Origin of the sequence: Streptomyces genisteinicus (genome assembly GCF_014489615.1) — a bacterium.
Taxonomy (GTDB): domain Bacteria; phylum Actinomycetota; class Actinomycetes; order Streptomycetales; family Streptomycetaceae; genus Streptomyces; species Streptomyces genisteinicus.
In genome coordinates this window covers 5,558,736-5,577,791 of the sequence record NZ_CP060825.1, presented here as the reverse complement: position 1 = coordinate 5,577,791, position 19,056 = coordinate 5,558,736, and the positions used below count along the sequence as shown (strand labels likewise).

Here is a 19,056-nt window from a genome sequence, read left to right as displayed (position 1 = left end):
GAGGGGACGGGGGCCGGTGCGCGGCCGCGGCCGTGGGACCGGGCCGGACAGCGGGCCGGTGTCCGGGCGGGCGGCGGGGGCCGCCCGGGGCGGGATGCGGGTCATGGGGCCGCCTCCGCCGGCGCCGGCCCGGAGGTCCCGGGCGGCGGGCCGGGCGCCGCGGCCAGGGTGAGCACCATCGTCATGCCGCCGCCCGGGGTGTCCTCGGCGCTCAGCGTGCCGCCCATGGCCTCGACGAAGCCGCGCGCCACCGCGAGTCCGAGGCCGACGCCGGCGCCCCGCGGGGCGTCGCCGACCCGCTGGAACGGCTCGAAGATCCGTTCCTTGGCCTCGTCGGGGACGCCGCTGCCGCGGTCCACCACACGCAGTTCGACGCGGTCGCCGAGGGTGCTGGCCGCGACGACGACCGGGGTGTCGTCGGGGGTGTACTTGACCGCGTTCTCGACGATGTTGGCGACCGCCCGTTCCAGCAGGCCCCGGTCCACCGCCACCATCGGCAGCGTCTCCGGGACGTCGAGGCCGACGCTCTCCGGCGGGACGCCCGCGAGGGCGAGCGGGATGACCTCGTCGAGGCCGGTCCGGCGTATCAGCGGAGTGACCGTGCCGGTCTGGAGCCGGGACATGTCGAGGAGGTTGCCCACCAGGTGGTCGAGGCGGTCGGCGCCCTCCTCGATCCCCGCGAGGAGCTCGGCCTCGTCCTCGTCGGACCAGGCGACGTCGTCCGAGCGCAGCGAGGTGACGGCGGCCTTGATGCCGGCCAGCGGGGTCCGCAGGTCGTGGCTGACGGCGGCGAGCAGCGCGGTCCGTATCCGGTTGCCCTCCGCGAGCGCGCGGGCCGCCTCCGCCTCCCCCACCAGCCGCTGCCGGTCGAGGACGACCGCCGCCTGCGCGGCGAACGCGGCGAGCACCCGGCGGTCCTCGGCGGGCAGCACGCGGCCGGAGAGCGCCAGCGCCATGTGGTCGCCGACCGGCATGTCCACGTCGGCGTCGTCGGGCCGGGCGGCGGGCGCGGGGCCGACGCTCGCGGTGCAGGTCCAGGGGTCGACGTCGCCGGCCCGTTCCAGCAGGGCGACCGACTCCATGGCGAACGTCTCGCGGACCCGTTCCAGCAGGGCGTCGAGGGCGGTCTCGCCGCGCAGCACGCTGCCCGCGAGGAAGGAGAGGATCTCCGACTCGGCCCGCAGCCGGGCGGCCTGGTGGGTGCGGCGGGTGGCCAGGTCGACGACGGAGGCGACCGCCACCGCGACGGCGAAGAAGATCACCAGGGCGACGAGGTTCTGCGGTTCGGCGATGTCGAGGGTGTGGCGGGGCGGGGTGAAGTAGTAGTTCAGCAGCAGGGACCCCACCGCCGCCGAGGCGAGCGCCGGCCGCAGACCGCCCAGCAGGGCGGCGAGCACGGTCAGGAAGAGGAAGAGCAGGACGTCGTTGGCGAGCCCCGGCCCGTCCTCGACGCTGAGCAGCACGAGGGTGAGCAGGACGGGAGCGGCGACGCCCGCGAGCCAGGCGGCGATCGTGCGGCTGCGGCCGATCCGGGCTCCGCGGCTCCCGGGCAGGCCGCGGCCCTTGCCCACCTCGTCGTGGGTGACGATGTGGACGTCCAGGTCGGGGCCGGAGTCACGGGCGACGGTCGCGCCCACTCCCGGGCTGAAGAGGTACTGCCAGGACCTGCGGCGGCTGGAGCCGAGGACGATTTGGGTGCCGTTCACCCCGCGGGCGAAGTCGAGCAGCGCGGACGGTATGTCGTCGCCGATGACGTGGTGAAAGGTGCCCCCCAGGTCCTCGACGAGGGTGCGCTGGACGGTCAGTTCCTTCGGGGAGGCCGAGGTCAGGCCGTCGCTGCGGGCGATGTACACGGCGAGGATCTCGCCGCCCGCGCCCTTGGCGGCCATCCGCGCGGCGCGCCGGATCAGGGTGCGGCCCTCGGGGCCGCCGGTCAGACCGACGACGATGCGCTCGCGCGCCTGCCAGGTGGAGCGGATGTTGTGCTCGCCGCGGTACTGCTGGAGGTACTCGTCGACCCGGTCGGCGAGCCAGAGCAGCGCCAGCTCGCGCAGGGCGGTGAGGTTGCCGGGGCGGAAGTAGTTCGACAGGGCGGCGTCCACCTTGTCCGGCTGGTAGATGTTGCCGTGCGCCATCCGGCGGCGCAGCGCCTGCGGCGCCATGTCGACGAGCTCGATCTGGTCCGCCCTGCGGACCACCTCGTCGGGCACGGTCTCCCGCTGCCGGACGCCGGTGATCGAGTGGACCACGTCGCCGAGTGATTCCAGGTGCTGGATGTTGACGGTGGATATGACGTCGATGCCCGCGGCGAGGAGTTCCTCGACGTCCTGCCACCGCTTGGCGTTGCGGGAGCCGGGGATGTTGCTGTGCGCCAGCTCGTCGACGAGCGCGACGGCGGGGGCGCGGGCGATCACGGCGTCCACGTCCATCTCGGTGAACCGCGCGCCGCGGTGCGTCAGCTCCTGGCGGCGGACCTGCTCCAGCCCGTGCAGCAGCACCTCCGTGCGGGGCCTGCCGTGGTGCTCCACGTACCCGACGACGCAGTCCGTGCCGCGCTCGGCACGCCGGTGCGCCTCGGAGAGCATCGCGTAGGTCTTGCCGACTCCGGGCGCCGCGCCCAAATAGATCCGAAGCTTGCCGCGTCCCATGGCCTCATTGTCGTCTCTGTACCGCACACCGACCGCCGGCTCCCGCCGCTGCTGCGCGCAGCGTCGACCCTACGTCCGCGAAGGGGCCGCGGACGCCGGAGCGGGCGCTGCAGGGTCCGTATTGACGGGATTCTGACGGCCCCGGGGCGGGCGCGGGCGCGCGGCCGGGCCGTCGCACGGACCGGACGGACCCGGGCGGACGCGGCGGATCGGGCTCCGGGGCACGGCGGACCCGGGCAGGGCGGGAGGGCGGGCCTGGGGCACGGGGCAGGGCGGAACCCGGGTCGCGCGGGGCTCCGGACGGCGGTGCGGGCGGTGCGGTGCGGGGGCGGCTCCGCCCCCGCAGGAGGGGTCACCCCTCGACGATCTCCCCGTCCCGGAGTTCCAGGACGCGGTCGGCGAGCTGGAGGAGCTGGGCGTCGTGGGTGGCGACCAGGGCGGTGACGCCCTCGCTGCGGACCACGGCGCGCAGGAGCTCCATCACGGCCAGGCCGGTCTCCGCGTCGAGCTGGCCGGTCGGCTCGTCGGCGATCAGCAGGGCGGGGCGGTTGGCGAGCGCGCGGGCGATGGCGACGCGCTGCTGCTGGCCTCCGGAGAGCTCGCCCGGCCGCTGGGCCGCGTGGTCGGCGAGGCCGACGAGGGCGAGCATCAGCGCGACGCGCTCCTCGCGGGCACGCGGTTCGGCCTTGCGCAGACGCAGCGGAACGCCGACGTTCTCCGCGGCGCTGAGGATCGGGATCAGGCCGAAGGACTGGAAGATGAAGCCGATCCGGTCGCGGCGCAGCTCCAGGAGCCCCTTCTCGCCGAGGCCGGCGAGCTCCGTGCCGTCGACGGTGATGCTGCCGCCGTCCGGTTCGTCCAGGCCGCCGACCAGGTTGAGCAGGGTGGTCTTGCCGGAGCCGGACCGGCCCTTGAGCGCCACCAGTTCGCCGCGGGGAATGTCGAACGAGACGCCGCGGAGCGCGTGCACCGCGGAGGGCCCGCTGCCGAAGGACCGGCGCAGGCCGCTCACCCGCACCATGGGCCCGTGCCCCGGTTCCATGACGGCGGTGCCCGCGTGCTCGCTGCTGCTCTCGGTCATGCCGCTTCCCCCATAGCTGCCGGCGCCCGGCGCCGGCCGTGCGTGCCGGATCGGTGTGGCCACAGTATGTGCAGGGGCCACACGGCCGGGCAACGGGCCGGGGCCCGCGGACGGCGGGGCGCTCCCGTCACCGGGTGCGCCCCGCCCGCCGCGGTGACCAGCCCGGGGCCGGCCGTGGACCGGTCAGCGCACCTCGGTGATCTCCGGGCCGCGCTGGAGCTGGCCCATGCCGCCGGAGAACCGGGAGCCCTCCTGCTCGGTCTGCTGGACGCCCTCGGGCACCATCTGCGCGTCGTCCGGCAGCTTGAGGACGATCGGGTCGCGCGGCGCCATCGGGCCGTCGCCGCGCACCACGACGGTGTCGCGGAAGATCTGCTCCAGCAGCCCGGCGGCCTGCGGCTGCACCGCGCCCTGCCCGGAGATCACTCCGCGCAGGAACCAGCGGGGGCCGTCGACGCCGACGAACCGGACCAGCTGCACGCCGCCCTTGCCGTCGGGCAGCTGCACGGGCACCTGTGCGCGCAGTTCCCAGCCGAGCGGGCCCTCGACCTCGTCGATGACGCCGCCCTGCTGGGTGATGCCGCCCGCGATCTCCTCGCGGACCTCGCCCCAGATGCCTTCCTTCTTGGGAGCCGCGAAGGCCTGCAGCTGTACGGCGCTGTCGCGCAGCACGACCGTGGCCGCGACGATCGCGTCTCCGGCGACCTCGACCCGCAGCTCCATGCCGTCGACCCCGGGCACGAACATGCCGCCCAGGTCGACCCGGCCCTCGCCGGGCCGGGAGACCTCGGAGGCGTCCCAGGGGCCGTCGGGCCGCGGGGCCGGCGGGAGGTTCACCCGACGGGACTCCCCGGCCTCCGTGCCGAGGTCGGCAGACTCGTCCGCGACTCGCTCGGCCTCGCCCGTTGCGTCCGCCGCGTCCTCGGCGGAACCACTCTTCTTGCGACGTCCGAACACGTCACTGTCCTTCCCGGTCGGATACGACCGAAGCGTATCGATTCCCACCCGTAGAGCCGTCCACGGCGGCATGACCGCCGGTGGACCCGAAGCCCCCCTCGGCCCGCGCGGAGCCGGGAAGCTCCGCCACCTCGTGGAAGCGCACCTTCTCGACCTGCTGGACGACCAGTTGGGCAATCCGGTCGAACCGTTCGAACCGTACGGTCTCGCGCGGGTCGAGGTTGACCACGATCACCTTGATCTCCCCACGGTACCCGGCATCAACCGTCCCTGGGGCATTCACGAGTGCCACTCCGCAGCGGGCGGCGAGACCCGAGCGGGGATGCACGAACGCCGCGTACCCGTCGGGCAGGGCGATGGAGACGCCGGTCGGCAGCACGGCGCGCTCGCCGGGGGCCAGCTCGGCCGCCTCGCACGTCATGAGGTCGGCCCCGGCGTCGCCGGGATGACCGTACGACGGGAGCGGGACCTCGGGGTCCACGCGGCGGATCAGTACGTCGACGGGTTCGCGCATCAGGGGTTCACCTCGAACGCGCGGGCACGGCGCACCTGGTCCGGGTCGGCCATGGCCGCCCGGATCTCCTCGGGCCGGCCGTTGTCGATGAAGTGGTCGACCTTGACCTCGATGAACAGCGCGGCGGCGCGGACGGCGACCGGGCCGTCGGGGGAGCCGATGCGGCCGACGGCCGAGGAGTAGATCTTGCGTCCGGCGACGGCGGTGACCTCGGCGTCCAGGTGCAGCACGGTGCCGACGGGCACGGGCCGGACGAAGTCGGTCTCCAGCTTGCCGGTGACGGCGATGACGCGCAGCAGCCAGCTGAGCGAGCCGAGGGTCTCGTCCAGCGCCGTCGCCAGGACGCCGCCGTGGGCCAGTCCGGGCGCGCCCTGGTGGGCGGGCTTGACGGTGAACTCCGCCGTGACGCGCACGCCGTCCTGGGCGCGGGCCTCCAGGTGCAGGCCGTGGGGCTGGTCGCCGCCGCAGCCGAAACAGTGCTCGTAGTGCGCGCCGAGGAGCTCGCCGGGCGCCGGGGCTTCGGGGTGCCGGACGGGCGCCGTGGCGTCGGCGGGCGGGGTCAGGGCCGGGGACCCGGGCGGGGGGCCGGCGGAGGGGCCGCCACCCGCCCCTCGGTTGTTCGCGTTGGTCACAGGCGCAGACCTTACCCGCGCGGCTGTCCGCGGGTCGCGCCGTGCCAAGCTTGGATCCATGCAGCCTTCCGCCCCGCAGTACTCAGAACGCCTCACCGCGCCCCGTTCGTGGTGGGTCGTCACCGCCCTCTTCGGGATCTCCGGCGGTCTCGTCACGCTTCCGCTGGGGCTGCTGCCCATGCTGGGCGGGCTGATCGGGGCGGCCGCGGTGGCGGGCGCGGTGGTCAGCTCGTACGGCTCGGCCCGGATCCGGGTGGTCGCGGGGTCGCTGGTCGCGGGTGACGCCCGCATCCCCGCCGGGGCGCTCGGGCCCGCGGAGGTGCTGGACCCGGAGGAGGCGCGTGCCTGGCGTTCGTACAAGGCGGACCCGCGGGCGTTCATGCTGCTGCGCAGCTATGTGCCGACGGCGGTGCGCATCGAGGTGACGGATCCCGCGGACCCGACCCCGTACGTGTACCTGTCGACGCGGCGTCCCGAGGAGCTGGCGGCGGCGCTGGCCTCGGCCCGGACGCCGGAGACCGCCTGAGACAGGGGAGCCGGGGCCGTCGGCACCGGAGGCAGGGCCGGTCCCGCCGTCGCCGGAGACCGGCCGGGGCAGGGCCGGGCTGTCGTCGCCCGGGACCGTCCGGGGGCGGCGCCCCGGCCCTCCGGCGCGTGCCGCACGGCGCGGCGGGCGCCCCGCGGGCCGGGCGGGGGTCAGTGCCGCGGCGGCAGCGGAGGACGGCCCTCCAGCAGCTCCGGGGGCAGGGCGTCCGAGGGCTGCTCCAGGGCCGGGAGCCCTTCGAGCGCGTCCCAGGGGACCTGGCGCCGGCGGAGGTCGGCCCGGATGTGGTGCGCGAGCTTGCGGGTGTCGCGGCGGTTCATCACCGCGCCGACGGCGGCGCCGACCATGAACGGGATCAGGTTCGGCAGGTTGCGCACCATGCGTTTCATGATCTGCTGGCGCAGCTGCCGCTTGAAGTGCGAGCCCATCGACATGTCGTACGTCGAGGGCTTGGTGACGTCGATGCCGCGCTCGGTCGACCAGGAGTTGAGGTAGGCGACGCTGCGGTCCTTCAGGTTGCCCGGCGGGCGCAGGCCGTAGACCTCGTGGAGTTCGGCGATGAGCTTCAGCTCGATCGCGCCGACGCCGGCGACCTCGGCGGCGAGCTCGGTCGGCATCGCGGGCGGGACCGGCATCATCGCGGCGGCGCCGATGCCGGCGCCGATCGTGGAGGTGGCGTTGGCCGCCCCCGAGACGAGCTTGTCGGCGAGCTGCTCGGGGCCGAGCCCCGGGAACTGCCGGCGCAGCGTCGCGAGGTCCCGCACGGGCACACGCGGCGCGTTCTCGATGAGACGGTCGGCGAGGTGGCCCAGGGCCGCCTTGGCGCCTTCCCGTGTGCGGACGAGTCCGGTGCGTGCGCCCCGTCCCGTCCGTGTCAGTCCGGCCACGGCACCGGCGCCGCCTCTGGCGACGCCGTGGCGCACCGCTTCGAGACGCCGGGCCCCGGCCGTGGGTCCGGCAGGGTGCGCTGCTTCGAGCGAGGCCCCGGGGCCTCGCTCCGCGTCGTCACCCGTGCCGTGCGGCAGCAGGGCGTTCTCCTGCCCGTCGGACGGCTCCGCGCCCGACGGGGTGCCCTGACCGGCCTGGTGCGCCTCCGACGGCTTCTGACGCCGGAAGCGCCGCTTCCTGGACGGTTCACCGGCTGCCACTGGCGACCGTTCCTCAGTCGCAGTCGCGGCAGATCGGCTGGCCGTTCTTCTCGCGCGCCAGCTGGCTGCGGTGGTGCACGAGGAAGCAGCTCATGCAGGTGAACTCGTCGGCCTGCTTGGGCAGGACCCGGACGGCGAGCTCCTCGTTGGACAGGTCTGCTCCCGGGAGCTCCATGCCCTCGGCGGCGTCGAACTCGTCGACGTCGACGTTGGAGGTGGACTTGTCGTTCCGGCGGGCCTTCAGTTCCTCAAGGCTGTCCGAATCGACGTCGTCGTCGGTCTTGCGTGGGGTGTCGTAATCCGTTGCCATGTCGCTCTCCCCCTCTGGGTGTATGCGGTGTCTCCAGCGCACGTAACGCGCGAGAGGCCGGACTTGTGCCCGACCTGAGGCGGAGATTTTGCCTCACATCAAGGTCTGTTACTCAATCGACACCCAACCGGATCGCCCGAGAGTGATCGGGTCGGGTGGCGACGGTGACCGTACACGGTCCGATCGACGCACTTCACCGGCGCCACCCCGTGTACTTCCCGTGCTCACGACCCCCGAAAACTCGGGCTTTTTCCGACTTTCCCGGGGCGGAAGCGATCACGGAGAGTAGATCAGGTGTCCAGCGGTTCTGTGAGCGATCACACACGGAGCCCTCGGGTGTCGATCCCGAAAATTCCGCTTAAAGCGAACATCGCCCAGCATGTCAGGTCGGCAGAGTGACGCGCATCACAAGACCGCCTCCTTCACGGGGCTCCGCGATGATACGTCCGCCGTGCGCCCTCGCCACGGAACGCGCGATGGACAGCCCCAGCCCGACGCCCTTGTCGCTGCCCGTGCGCTCCTGGCGCAGCCTTCTGAACGGCTCGAAGATGTTGTCCACCTCGTAGGCGGGAACCACGGGACCCGTGTTCGAGACGGTCAGGACCGCCTCGCCCTGCCGGATCTCGGTCGAGACCTCCACCCAGCCGTTCTCGGCCACGTTGTAGCGGACCGCGTTCTGCACCAGGTTGAGGGCGATGCGCTCCAGCAGGACGCCGTTGCCCTGCACGACCGCCGGGCCGCGCTCCCCGCGCACCTCCACCCCCAGGGCCTCCGCCTCGGACCGCACCTGGTCGATGGCGCGCGAGGCGACCTCCGCCAGGTCGACGGGCTTGCGCTCGACGATCTGGTTGTCGCTGCGGGCCAGCAGCAGCAGGCCCTCCACCAGCTGCTCGCTGCGCTCGTTCGTGGCCAGCAGCGTCTTGCCGAGCTGCTGGAGCTCCACGGGGGCGCCCGGGTCCGAGAGGTGGACCTCCAGGAGGGTCCGGTTGATCGCGAGCGGTGTGCGCAGCTCGTGCGAGGCGTTCGCCACGAAACGCTGCTGTGCGGTGAACGCCCGCTCCAGCCGGTCCAGCATCTCGTCGAAGGTGTCCGCGAGCTCCTTGAGCTCGTCGTCGGGCCCGTCGAGCTCGATCCGGCGGGTGAGGTCGGAACCGGCCACCTGCCGGGCGGTGCGGGTGATGCGGCCCAGCGGCGACAGCACCCGGCCCGCCATCGCGTAGCCGAACGCGAAGGCGATGATGCTCAGCCCGAGCAGCGCGAACAGCGAGCGGCGCAGCAGGTCGTCCAGCGCGAGCTCGCGCTGGTGGGCGAAGCAGGACTTCAGGGCGGCGTTGGCCTGGTCGGCGGAGAGGCCGGCCCGCAGCGCCTCGCAGGAGTTGTCGGTCAGCTCGATCTTGCTGTCCGGCAGCAGCCGGAACGGCAGTTCGCTGATGTTGTGCAGGGCCTGCGCGGTGAACAGGTAGATGATCGACAGCAGCAGGATGCCCGCGATGAGGAACATCCCGCCGTAGAGCAGGGTGAGCCGTATCCGGATGGTCGGACGCAGCCACGGCTGGACCGGGTCCCTCGGGTCCCAGGTCGGCTTCGGAGGCGCCTCGGGAGGCGCGGGTACGGCGGCCACGCGGATCAGATCCGGTAGCCCGAGCCGGGCACCGTGACGATCACCGGCGGCTCGCCGAGCTTGCGGCGCAAGGTCATGACGGTCACCCGCACGACGTTGGTGAAGGGGTCGGTGTTCTCGTCCCAAGCCTTCTCCAGCAGCTGCTCGGCCGAGACGACGGCCCCCTCGCTGCGCATCAGGACCTCCAGGACGGCGAACTCCTTGGGGGCGAGCTGGATCTCCCTGCCGTCGCGGAACACCTCGCGGCGGTTCGGGTCGAGCTTGATCCCGGCACGCTCCAGGACGGGCGGCAGCGGCACGGTGGTGCGCCGCCCGAGCGCCCGCACCCGCGCGGTCAGCTCGGTGAACGCGAAGGGCTTGGGGAGGTAGTCGTCCGCACCGAGCTCCAGACCCTCCACACGGTCGCTGACGTCGCCGGACGCGGTGAGCATCAGCACCCGGGTCGGCATGCCGAGCTCGACGACCCGGCGGCACACGTCGTCACCGTGCACCAGCGGGAGGTCGCGGTCGAGCACCACCACGTCGTAGTCGTTGACGCCGATGCGCTCCAGGGCCGCGGCACCGTCGTACACGACGTCGACGGCCATGGCCTCCCGGCGCAGCCCGGTGGCCACCGCATCCGCGAGCAGCTGCTCGTCCTCGACGACGAGTACGCGCACGTCGCTTTCCTTCCCTTGAGCCCGTCCCGGCGGACGGGACCGCTTCCCGGCACTGGTTGTGCGGGTCCCATCCTGCCCGTTACGCGCGTAAACCGGCGGTAAGGCAGTGACGGACGGGCTGCGGTCCGGGAATGCGCCGGATTGGCCCGGCGGTTGAGGTTTCCATGAGGTTTCGCCTGGGGATGACGACTGAACACCCCACGATCACGCCCTGTATGTGGCGCAGCACGACCTGTTTCCGGGTTGATCACCCGCCTCTCGCCCCGCGAGGGGGACCCCACAGGCACACCCCCGTGCCGACGACCTAGCCGAGGGGGCGCATCATGGACGCTTTCACCACAGGACTTCTGCAGCGCATAAAGGCGGCGGAGTCCGACCTGACGATGGCCCGCGAGACGGGCGACGACTTCCTCGCGGACGTCGAGCAGGCCGAGCTGGAGGACCTGCACCGCCTGGCCGCGGAACACGGTGTGCGGGTGACCGCGGCCTGAGGCGTGCCGCCGGACCGGCGTGGTCCCGCACCCGCCCGGCCGGTCCGGTACGGATGCCCGGCACGGCCCCGCAGCCGCGCGACGAAGGGAGGGCCCCGGCGCCATCTGGCGCCGGGGCCCTCCCTTCGTCCGTGCCAGGGGCCCGGCGGCCGTCAGTCGTGCCAGGCCCCGAACTCCTCCAACAGGTCCTGGAGCGGCTCGAAGACACCGGGCGGGGCCGCGATCGTCAGCTCGCCCGACGGGGCGTGGCCGGGGCGTCCGCCGGTCAGCGCGCCGGCCTCGCGGGCGATCAGGTCGCCCGCCGCCAGGTCCCAGGGGCTCAGCCCCCGCTCGTAGTAGCCGTCGAGCCGGCCGGCGGCCACGTCCGACAGGTCGAGCGCGGCGGACCCGCCGCGGCGGATGTCGCGCAGCCGGGGGATCAGCCGCTGCGCGACGTCGGCCTGGTGGGTGCGGACGCTGTGGACGTAGTTGAACCCGGTGGAGACCAGGGCCTGGTCCAGCGGCGGGGCCGGCCGGCAGCGCAGCGGGCGGTCGCCGAGGCGGGCGCCGCCGCCGCGCACGGCGTGGAACGTCTCACCGCGCATCGGGGCCTCCACGACGCCGACGACCGTCTCGCCGTCGATCTCCGCCGCCACGGACACCGCCCAGGTCGGCAGCCCGTAGAGGTAGTTGACGGTGCCGTCGAGGGGGTCGACCACCCAGCGCACGCCGCTGGTGCCCTCCCGGGAGGCGCCCTCCTCGCCCAGGAAGCCGTCGTCGGGCCGGTGGTCCTCCAGGTAGCCGGTGATCAGCTTCTCGGCGGCGATGTCCATCTCGGTGACGACGTCGATGGGACTGGACTTGGTACGGGCCACGGCCAGGTCGTCCGGCCTGCCGTCCCGCAGCAGGGCGCCGGCCCGCCGGGCGGCCTCGAGGGCGAGGGTGAGCAGTTCGGACGTCCGCGCGTCGGTCACGGGGGTCTCCTTCGGGCGGTTCACGCGTAGGGGCTGTCGGCTCCGGCGGCCGCGGGCCGCCGGTTCCTGGCCGGGCAGCACCCGACCGGGCACAGGTCGTGGCTCGCGCCGAGGGTGCCCAGGGCGCAGCGTTCCGCGTCGATGCCGCGTTCGGAGGCGGCCCGCTCCAGGAGCAGGTCGCGCACGGCGGCGGCGAAGCGGGGGTCGGCGCCGACGGTGGCGGAGCGGCGGACGGGCAGCCCCAGTTCGGCGGCCTTGGCGGTGGCCTCGGTGTCGAGGTCGTAGAGGACCTCCATGTGGTCCGAGACGAAGCCGATGGGGACCATGACGGCGGCCGGCGCCCCGGTGTCGTGGAGCGTCTGGAGGTGGTCGCAGATGTCGGGTTCCAGCCACGGGATGTGGGGGGCTCCGCTGCGGGACTGGTAGACGAGCTCCCAGGGGTGCTCGATGCCCGTCTCGTCGCGGACGGCGCCGGCCACGAGACGGGCGACCTCCAGGTGCTGGCGGACGTAGGCTCCGCCCTCCCCGTGCTCCTCCTCGGGGCCGGAGGTGTCGGCGGCCGCGGTGGGGACGGAGTGGGTGGTGAACGCCAGGTGCGCCCCGGCCCTGATCTCCTCGGGCAGTTCCGCGAGCGAGGCGAGGACGCCCTCGATCATCGGGCGGACGAAGCCGGGGTGGTTGAAGTAGTGGCGCAGCTTGTCCACGCGCGGCGGGCGCAGGCCCTCCGCCTCGAGCGCGGCGATCGCGTCGGCCAGGTTCTCGCGGTACTGGCGGCAGCCGGAGTAGGAGGCGTAGGCGCTGGTCGCGAGGACCGCCACGCGCCGGTGCCCGGCCTCGGTCATCTCGCGCAGGGTGTCCGTCAGGTAGGGGGCCCAGTTGCGGTTGCCCCAGTACACCGGCAGGTCGAGGGCGTGGTCCGCGAAGTCCTTGCGCAGCGCGTCCAGCAGCGCCCGGTTCTGGTCGTTGATCGGGCTGACGCCGCCGAAGAGGAAGTAGTGCTGTCCCACCTCCTTGAGGCGCTCGGTGGGGATGCCCCGGTCGCGGGTCACGTTCTCGAGGAACGGGACGACGTCGTCGGGTCCCTCGGGGCCGCCGAAGGAGAGCAACAGAAGAGCGTCGTAGGGCGCTGGATCACGCAGATCGGACATGGTGACGATCCTGCCACCCCGGTCCCGGCGGAGCCGACAAGGCCCCGCCCCGTGCGGGCCGGGGAACCCCCGGCCGCGTACCCGCCGGCGGGGGCCGAGGACCCCCGCGGGGGCGGTGCGAAACCCCGGTGCGTCCGCGGACATCCTGCGCGTAACCTGTGAAGGCTGCCCGCACGCATTACCGGAGACACCCTTGCCCAGTCCTTACCGCGCGATCTTCTCGGCCCCCGGCACCGTGGGGTTCTCCGCAGCCGGTCTGCTCGGCCGCATGCCGCTGTCCATGATGGGCATCGGCATCATGACCATGGTCTCCGAGATCACCGGCCGCTACGGGCTCGCGGGGACGCTGACCGCGACGCTGGCCCTGTCGGCCGCCGTCCTCGGTCCGCAGATCTCCCGCCTGGTCGACCGGCACGGGCAGCGCCGGGTGCTGCGGCCGGCCACGCTGATCGCGCTGTTCGCCGTCACCGGCCTGCTGATCTGCGCGCAGCAGGGCGCCCCGGACTGGACCCTGTTCGTGTTCACGGCGATGGGCGGCTGCGTGCCGAGCGTCGGCGCGATGACCCGCGCCCGCTGGGCGGCGATCTACCAGGGGCGGCCGCGGGAACTGCACACGGCGTACTCGTTCGAGTCGATCGTGGACGAGGTCTGCTTCATCTTCGGCCCCATCATCTCCATCGGTCTGTCGACGATGTGGTTCCCCGAGGCGGGGCCGCTGCTCGCGGCCGGCTTCCTGGCGGTGGGCGTCTGGTGGCTGACCGCTCAGCGCTCCACCGAGCCGAGGCCGCACCCGGCCGGGCACCACACCGGGGGGTCGGCGCTGCGCTCCCCCGGTCTCCAGGTGCTGGTCGCCGCGTTCGTCGCGACGGGCGCGATCTTCGGCGCGGTGGACGTGGTGACGGTCGCCTACGCCGAGGAGGTCGGCAGCAAGGCCGCGGCGAGCTGGGTGCTCGCCGTCTACGCGCTGGGCTCCTGCCTCGCGGGGGCGGTCTTCGGCCTCCTGCACCTGAAGGGCGACCCCTCGCGCCGGTGGGTGCTGGGCGTGGGCGCCATGGCCGTGAGTATGATCCCCCTCCAACTGGCCGGGAGCCTGCCGTTCCTGGCCGTGGCGCTCTTTGTCGCGGGTCTCGCCATCGCACCGACGATGGTGACCACCATGGCCCTCGTCGAAGCGCACGTACCGCGCAGCAAGCTCACCGAGGGCATGTCCTGGACCAGTACCGGACTCGCGGTCGGTGTGGCTCTCGGGTCGTCGGCCGCCGGCTGGGTGGTCGACGCGCACGGAGCGGCGGCGGGGTCCGCGGTGCCCGGGGTCTCGGGAGTGTTCGCGGCCCTGGTGGCGCTCCTGGGCTACCGCCGGCTGCGCAGGCCGGTGCCGACGCGGGAGGGGCAGCGTGAGCAGGACCGCGAGCAGGCCGGGAAGGCCGGGGACCGCACGGAGCACGTGGCGTAACTGGGCGGGGACGGTCTCCGTCACCCCGGTCAGGGAGGCACGTCCGGCGTCCGTCGCCGAGCTGGCCGAGGAGGTGCGCCGGGCCGCCGAGGACGGTCTGCGGGTCAAGACCGTCGGGACGGGGCACTCGTTCACGGCGGTGGCCGCCACGGACGGGGTGCTGATACGCCCCGACCTGCTCACCGGCATCCGGTCCGTGGACCGGTCGGCGATGACGGTCACCGTGGAGTCCGGCACTCCGCTGAAGCGGCTGAACGAGGCTCTCGCCCGCGAGGGCCTGTCGCTCACCAACATGGGCGACATCATGGAGCAGACCGTCGCCGGCGCGACCTCCACGGGGACCCACGGCACGGGCCGGGAATCGGCCTCGATCGCCGCGCAGATCAGGGGTCTGGAACTGGTCACGGCCGGCGGGGAGGTGCTGACCTGCTCCGAGAAGGAGAACCCGGAGGTCTTCGCGGCCGCCCGGATCGGCCTGGGGGCGCTGGGCGTGGTCTCCGCGATCACGTTCGCGGTGGAGCCGGTGTTCCTGCTGACGGCCCGCGAGGAGCCGATGCCGTTCGACCGGGTCCTCTCCGAGTTCGACGCGCTGCACGCGGAGAACGAGCACTTCGAGTTCTACTGGTTCCCGCACACCGCCAACTGCAACACCAAGCGCAACAACCGCAGCGCGGGGCCCGCCGCGCCTCCCGGCCGGGTCACGGGCTGGATCGAGGACGAGCTGCTCTCCAACGGGGCCTTCCACGCCGCCTGTTCGCTGGGCCGGGCGGTGCCCGCCGCGATCCCCGCGATCGCCCGTGTCTCCAGCCGGGCCCTGTCCGCGCGGACGTACACGGACATCCCCTACAAGGTCTTCACATCTCCGCGCCGCGTGCGGTTCGTGGAGATGGAGTACGCCGTCCCGCGCGAGGCGGCGGTCGCGGCCCTGCGCGAACTGCGGGCGATGGTGGAGCGTTCGCCGCTGCGGATCAGCTTCCCCGTGGAGGTGCGCACCGCGCCCGCGGACGACATCGCCCTGTCCACGGCCTCGGGCCGGGAGACCGCGTACATCGCGGTGCACATGTACCGGGGCACGCCCTACCGGGCGTACTTCTCGGCGGTGGAGCGGATCATGACCGCGCACGGCGGCCGCCCCCACTGGGGCAAGATCCACACCAGGGACGCCGGTTACCTGGCGGAGGCGTACCCGCGGTTCGGCGAGTTCGCCGCGCTGCGCGACCGCCTCGACCCGGACCGGCTCTTCCAGAACGCCTACCTCCGCAGGGTGCTGGGCGACTGAGGCCTCCCGCCCGGCGGCCTCACCGGCCGCCGGTGCCGTCGCCGGCCCCGGGGGCCGTGGCCCCGTCCGAGGGCGCGCCGCTCGGGGAGGTCCCGGGCGCGGGGGTCGTGGCCCCCGGCTCAGGGGACGACGGGCTCGGAGCCGGCGACGTGCCGTCACCGGAGGGCTCGGGGGACGCGCCCCCGTCGCCGGGCCCGGTCCCGTCGCCGGAGCCGGCCGACGGCGCGGGCGACGGCTGTGACGCGCCGCCGTCCGGGTCCCCGCCGTCCGTACTCCCGTCGTCCGTCCCGGCGCCGTCGCGGCCGTCGCGGTCCGGCCGCTCGTCCGCCGGGTCCGTACGCCCGGTCCCGCCGCGGTCGGCGCCGTCGCCGCCGGGGCGGAAGGCCGAGCCGACCGTGGTGCCCGTGCCTCCGCCGATCTCCTGGCCGGCGGCGACCTCGTAGACGGTGATCCCGCCCATGGCGACGCCGAAGACCACGGCGGCCGCGGCCACCGGCCGCTTCCACCCCCGCCTCCTGGCGCCGTACGTGCTCGGGGCCCCGAACTCCCCCGGGCGGGGCGCCGGCCGGGCCGGGTCCGCCGCGGAGGCGCCCGCCGGCGAAGGCGCCGCGGGAGCGCCGGTCCGCGCGTGGGCGGTGGCCTCCTTCAGCTGCTCGCCGGTTCTCTTGAAGACGTGCTGGAGCAGCGGACCTCCGCAGGTGGCCACGACGCTGACCACCCCCGCGCCGACGATGGTCCCGTAGACGCCGAGCTGGGAGGCGAGGATCGCGGCGGTGACGGCGGCGAGGACGCTGCCGGCGACCTGCGGCACGCTCAGCTCGATCCGCCGCTCCGCCTTCGCCCCGTCCGTCCCCTCCGACCCGGTCCGTTCACGGTGATTCGTCCCGTCATCCGGCTTGTGATGCATCTCCCGCCTCTGTCCACCCATCTGTCCTTCGTGCACCATCTAGTGACCCGCGAGCGAAGGGGATAGTTCCGCTTCCGCCGATTCTGTGAAGCACAACACCCGGTCAGGGGCGGTACGGGGCTCAGCACCGGGCCACGGGTGAGAAGTTCGGCGGCGCGGCAGTCCACCCGGATGGCCCGAATGGAGTACTGTGGCGAACCCTGGGCACGATCGCTTTTGCGGCGATCGCTCCCCAGGTAGGGGGCCGAATGCGGCGCTCGATCCGGCGTCACCGGGGTATCGCGCGGAGTTCTGTCACGGAGAGTGATTCATCTTCACTCTGAGTGGCCAACAGATCACCGTGCCACACCGGCGACCACGGGCCTGTGCCCGACACGCCGGGCAACTCGGCAAGGTTGTGGCAGGCTGCACCCGGGCAGGCCACACTCGACTAGCGGAAGCAGCGACGCAGGTGACGTCGGCAGGCACCACCCGGGAGGTCCCCATGCCCGAACTGCGTGTCGTGGCCGTCTCAAACGACGGCACACGACTGGTGCTCAAGGCTGCGGACAGCACGGAATACACGCTTCCGATCGATGAGCGGCTGCGCGCCGCCGTGCGCAACGACCGTGCCCGTCTCGGGCAGATCGAGATCGAGGTGGAGAGCCACCTCCGCCCCCGCGACATCCAGGCCCGCATAAGGGCGGGCGCGTCCGCGGAGGAAGTGGCACAGCTCGCGGGCATCCCGGTGGAGCGGGTCCGCCGCTTCGAGGGACCGGTGCTCGCCGAACGCGCCTTCATGGCGGAGCGCGCGCGCAAGACCCCGGTCCGCCGCCCCGGCGAGAACGCGGGCCCCCAGCTCGGCGAAGCCGTGCAGGAACGGCTGCTGCTGCGCGGCGCCGAGAAGGACACCGTCCAGTGGGACTCGTGGCGCCGCGACGACGGCACCTGGGAGGTCCTGCTGGTCTACCGGGTGGCGGGCGAGCCGCACTCGGCGAGCTGGACGTACGACCCGCCCCGGCGGCTCGTCCAGGCCGTCGACGACGAGGCACGTGCGCTCATCGGCGAGACCGACGACACGATCGCCCAGGAACCGAGCTTCCCGTTCGTCCCGCGCATCGCCCGGCTCCCCAGGGACCGGCCGCTGGACCGCGCCCTGGACCGCCAGATCGAACGTCCGGCCCCGCCCGCCGACAGCGACGACGGCGAACGCGACTCCCTGACCAGCCTGTTGGAGGCCGTGCCGAGCTTCCGCGGCGACATGGTCGTCCCGGAGCGTCCCGCCCCGGCCGAACCGGCCGCCGTCGAACCGGTGCCGGAGCCGGAGGCCGAGGAGGAGCCGGTCGCACCGGCTGCCTCGGCGGGCGCGGGATCGGCGTACGCCGACGTGCTCATGCCGCGCTCGGTGGCGGGCCACCGCGACCGGCTCACCGGCACGACGGACCGCCAGGCGGAGGCGGACGGGGTCCGGCCGGGCCGGCGGGCCGCGGTGCCGAGCTGGGACGAGATCGTCTTCGGCACCCGCCGCAAGAAGCAGGACTGACAGGTACACCACGCCTGAGCCCGGACCCCCGGCGCGCTCGCCGCGCCGGGGGTCCGGGCGTTCGCCGTGATCCCGACGCGTCCGGCGCCGCGCGCTCCACGGCCCTCCGGCGACGAGGCGTCACGTTCGCACCCGCGCCGGCGGCGCCGACGCGAGTGCGGGTACGTGCGCGGGACGTGCGGGTGCGGGGTCAGGACGGGTCGGGGCCCGTCGCCACCGGGCGGGCCGGGTCGCCGGACCACTCGGACCAGGAGCCCGCGTACAGGGCCGGGACGTACCCCGCCAGCTCCAGCGCCACCGCCTGCTGCGCGGCGGACACGCCCGATCCGCAGTAGACACCGACGGTGCGGCCGTCCGGGCCCGCACCGAGCGCCGAGAAGCGGGCGGCGAGATCACCGGCCGCGAGGAAGCGGCCCTCGGCATCCAGGTTCTCGCCGGTCGGGGCCGACACCGCGCCGGGGATGTGGCCCGCCACCGGGTCGATGGGCTCCACCTCCCCGCGGTAGCGCTCCCCCGCCCGGGCGTCCAGCAGCAGCCCGTCGCGGGCGACGGCCGCGGCGGCGTCCGCGTCCAGCAGGGGCAGCGCGCCCGGACGGGGCGTGAAGTCGCCCTCCACGGGCGCCGGGACGGCGGTCTCCAGCGGCCCGTCCCAGGCGGCGAGGCCGCCGTCGAGCACCCGCACCCGCGCGTGGCCCGCCCAGCGCAGCAGCCACCAGGCGCGAGCGGCGCCCCAGCCCTTGTCGCCGTCGTACGCCACCACGGGCGTGCCCGCCGAGACCCCGGCACGGCGCATCGCGGCACCGAAGGCCGCCACGTCCGGCAGGGGGTGGCGCCCGCCGTCCCCGGGCGGTGCCGCCAGCTCCGCGTCCAGGTCGACGAAGACGGCGCCGGGGATGTGCCCCGCCTCGTAGTCGGGCCGCCCGTGCGGGCCGCCGAGCCGGTAGCGGACGTCCAGCAGCACGGGCGGGGTGGGGCCGGCGAGCTCGGCGGCGAGTTCGGCGGCGGAGATGATGGGTGTCATACGGCCATCCTCGCGTACCCGTGCGCGGGCCCGTGGTCGCCGAAACGGATGAGACGGCCCAAAGCGGGCATCCTCCGGCGGGAACCCGCCATATGCGGCGCGGCCTGGGCGCAACGGGCGTCAGGTGGTGAAAACATCGGCCGGTATCCCTCCCCGCACCGTACGACT

The 19,056-nt window shown here is 73.9% G+C and carries 18 protein-coding genes; 5 read left to right on the top strand and 13 right to left on the bottom strand.

The features are described from left to right. Positions 1 to 101: 101 nt before the first annotated feature. The 5 genes from IAG43_RS24225 to IAG43_RS24205 form a co-directional block, all read right to left on the bottom strand. Complete coding sequence (locus IAG43_RS24225) at positions 102 to 2,648, bottom strand: sensor histidine kinase (RefSeq protein ID WP_187742799.1); 2,547 nt, start codon at positions 2,646 to 2,648, stop codon at positions 102 to 104. 352 nt (positions 2,649 to 3,000) lie between these two features. Continuing rightward, positions 3,001 to 3,729, bottom strand: a complete 729-nt coding sequence (locus IAG43_RS24220; RefSeq protein ID WP_187742798.1) for an ABC transporter ATP-binding protein — start codon at positions 3,727 to 3,729, stop codon at positions 3,001 to 3,003. Between the two features lie 183 nt (positions 3,730 to 3,912). Continuing rightward, positions 3,913 to 4,686, bottom strand: a complete 774-nt coding sequence (locus IAG43_RS24215) for a DUF3710 domain-containing protein (RefSeq protein WP_187742797.1) — start codon at positions 4,684 to 4,686, stop codon at positions 3,913 to 3,915. A 1-nt stretch (position 4,687) separates the two neighbouring features. Further along, positions 4,688 to 5,200: a dUTP diphosphatase gene (gene dut, locus IAG43_RS24210; RefSeq protein ID WP_187742796.1), complete on the bottom strand. Its 513-nt coding sequence runs from the start codon at positions 5,198 to 5,200 to the stop codon at positions 4,688 to 4,690. Beyond that, positions 5,200 to 5,832, bottom strand: a complete 633-nt coding sequence (locus IAG43_RS24205; RefSeq protein WP_246574525.1) for a PaaI family thioesterase — start codon at positions 5,830 to 5,832, stop codon at positions 5,200 to 5,202. The genes dut and IAG43_RS24205 overlap by 1 nt, the downstream gene beginning before the upstream one ends. A 58-nt stretch (positions 5,833 to 5,890) precedes the next feature. On the opposite strand from IAG43_RS24205, the gene IAG43_RS24200 reads away from it, so the two are divergent. Beyond that, positions 5,891 to 6,358, top strand: coding sequence for a DUF3093 domain-containing protein (locus tag IAG43_RS24200; RefSeq protein WP_187742795.1), 468 nt, complete (start codon positions 5,891 to 5,893; stop codon positions 6,356 to 6,358). Between the two features lie 170 nt (positions 6,359 to 6,528). Here the strand turns inward: IAG43_RS24200 and IAG43_RS24195 are convergent, their stop codons facing one another. From IAG43_RS24195 to IAG43_RS24180, 4 genes are all read right to left on the bottom strand, one after another. Beyond that, entirely contained in the window at positions 6,529 to 7,524 is a 996-nt protein-coding gene (locus IAG43_RS24195) for a hypothetical protein (RefSeq protein WP_187742794.1), read from the bottom strand. A gap of 13 nt (positions 7,525 to 7,537) precedes the next feature. Then, the gene (locus tag IAG43_RS24190) at positions 7,538 to 7,834 is read right to left on the bottom strand and encodes a DUF4193 domain-containing protein (RefSeq protein WP_147988512.1); all 297 of its coding nucleotides are present in this window, start codon (positions 7,832 to 7,834) and stop codon (positions 7,538 to 7,540) included. 382 nt (positions 7,835 to 8,216) lie between these two features. Then, entirely contained in the window at positions 8,217 to 9,455 is a 1,239-nt protein-coding gene (locus IAG43_RS24185; protein ID WP_187742793.1) for a sensor histidine kinase, read from the bottom strand. 5 nt (positions 9,456 to 9,460) lie between these two features. Then, positions 9,461 to 10,114 carry a response regulator transcription factor gene (locus IAG43_RS24180; RefSeq protein ID WP_147988510.1) on the bottom strand — a complete coding sequence of 218 codons (654 nt, stop codon included), beginning with the start codon at positions 10,112 to 10,114 and terminating at the stop codon, positions 9,461 to 9,463. Between the two features lie 323 nt (positions 10,115 to 10,437). Between IAG43_RS24180 and IAG43_RS24175 the strand changes: the two genes are divergently transcribed. Further along, entirely contained in the window at positions 10,438 to 10,605 is a 168-nt protein-coding gene (locus IAG43_RS24175; protein ID WP_187742792.1) for a hypothetical protein, read from the top strand. Between the two features lie 152 nt (positions 10,606 to 10,757). Here the strand turns inward: IAG43_RS24175 and IAG43_RS24170 are convergent, their stop codons facing one another. Together IAG43_RS24170 and IAG43_RS24165 are read right to left on the bottom strand one after the other, a co-directional pair. Beyond that, positions 10,758 to 11,558, bottom strand: coding sequence for an inositol monophosphatase family protein (locus IAG43_RS24170; protein ID WP_187742791.1), 801 nt, complete (start codon positions 11,556 to 11,558; stop codon positions 10,758 to 10,760). Between the two features lie 20 nt (positions 11,559 to 11,578). Continuing rightward, the gene (locus tag IAG43_RS24165; RefSeq protein ID WP_187742790.1) at positions 11,579 to 12,706 is read right to left on the bottom strand and encodes a ferrochelatase; all 1,128 of its coding nucleotides are present in this window, start codon (positions 12,704 to 12,706) and stop codon (positions 11,579 to 11,581) included. A 193-nt stretch (positions 12,707 to 12,899) separates the two neighbouring features. On the opposite strand from IAG43_RS24165, the gene IAG43_RS24160 reads away from it, so the two are divergent. Together IAG43_RS24160 and IAG43_RS24155 are read left to right on the top strand one after the other, a co-directional pair. Next, the gene (locus tag IAG43_RS24160; RefSeq protein ID WP_187742789.1) at positions 12,900 to 14,159 is read left to right on the top strand and encodes an MFS transporter; all 1,260 of its coding nucleotides are present in this window, start codon (positions 12,900 to 12,902) and stop codon (positions 14,157 to 14,159) included. After that, complete coding sequence (locus tag IAG43_RS24155; protein WP_187742788.1) at positions 14,101 to 15,438, top strand: D-arabinono-1,4-lactone oxidase; 1,338 nt, start codon at positions 14,101 to 14,103, stop codon at positions 15,436 to 15,438. The genes IAG43_RS24160 and IAG43_RS24155 overlap by 59 nt, the downstream gene beginning before the upstream one ends. Positions 15,439 to 15,457: 19 nt before the next feature. Here the strand turns inward: IAG43_RS24155 and IAG43_RS24150 are convergent, their stop codons facing one another. After that, positions 15,458 to 16,345, bottom strand: coding sequence for a hypothetical protein (locus IAG43_RS24150; protein ID WP_246574523.1), 888 nt, complete (start codon positions 16,343 to 16,345; stop codon positions 15,458 to 15,460). Between the two features lie 484 nt (positions 16,346 to 16,829). On the opposite strand from IAG43_RS24150, the gene sepH reads away from it, so the two are divergent. Continuing rightward, on the top strand, positions 16,830 to 17,867 hold the full coding sequence (gene sepH / locus IAG43_RS24145; RefSeq protein ID WP_187742786.1) for a septation protein SepH: 1,038 nt from the start codon (positions 16,830 to 16,832) through the stop codon (positions 17,865 to 17,867). Between the two features lie 190 nt (positions 17,868 to 18,057). Here the strand turns inward: sepH and IAG43_RS24140 are convergent, their stop codons facing one another. Then, positions 18,058 to 18,888 (bottom strand): sulfurtransferase, encoded by an 831-nt coding sequence (locus IAG43_RS24140; RefSeq protein ID WP_187742785.1) that lies wholly within the window; start codon positions 18,886 to 18,888, stop codon positions 18,058 to 18,060. Positions 18,889 to 19,056: the final 168 nt, after the last annotated feature.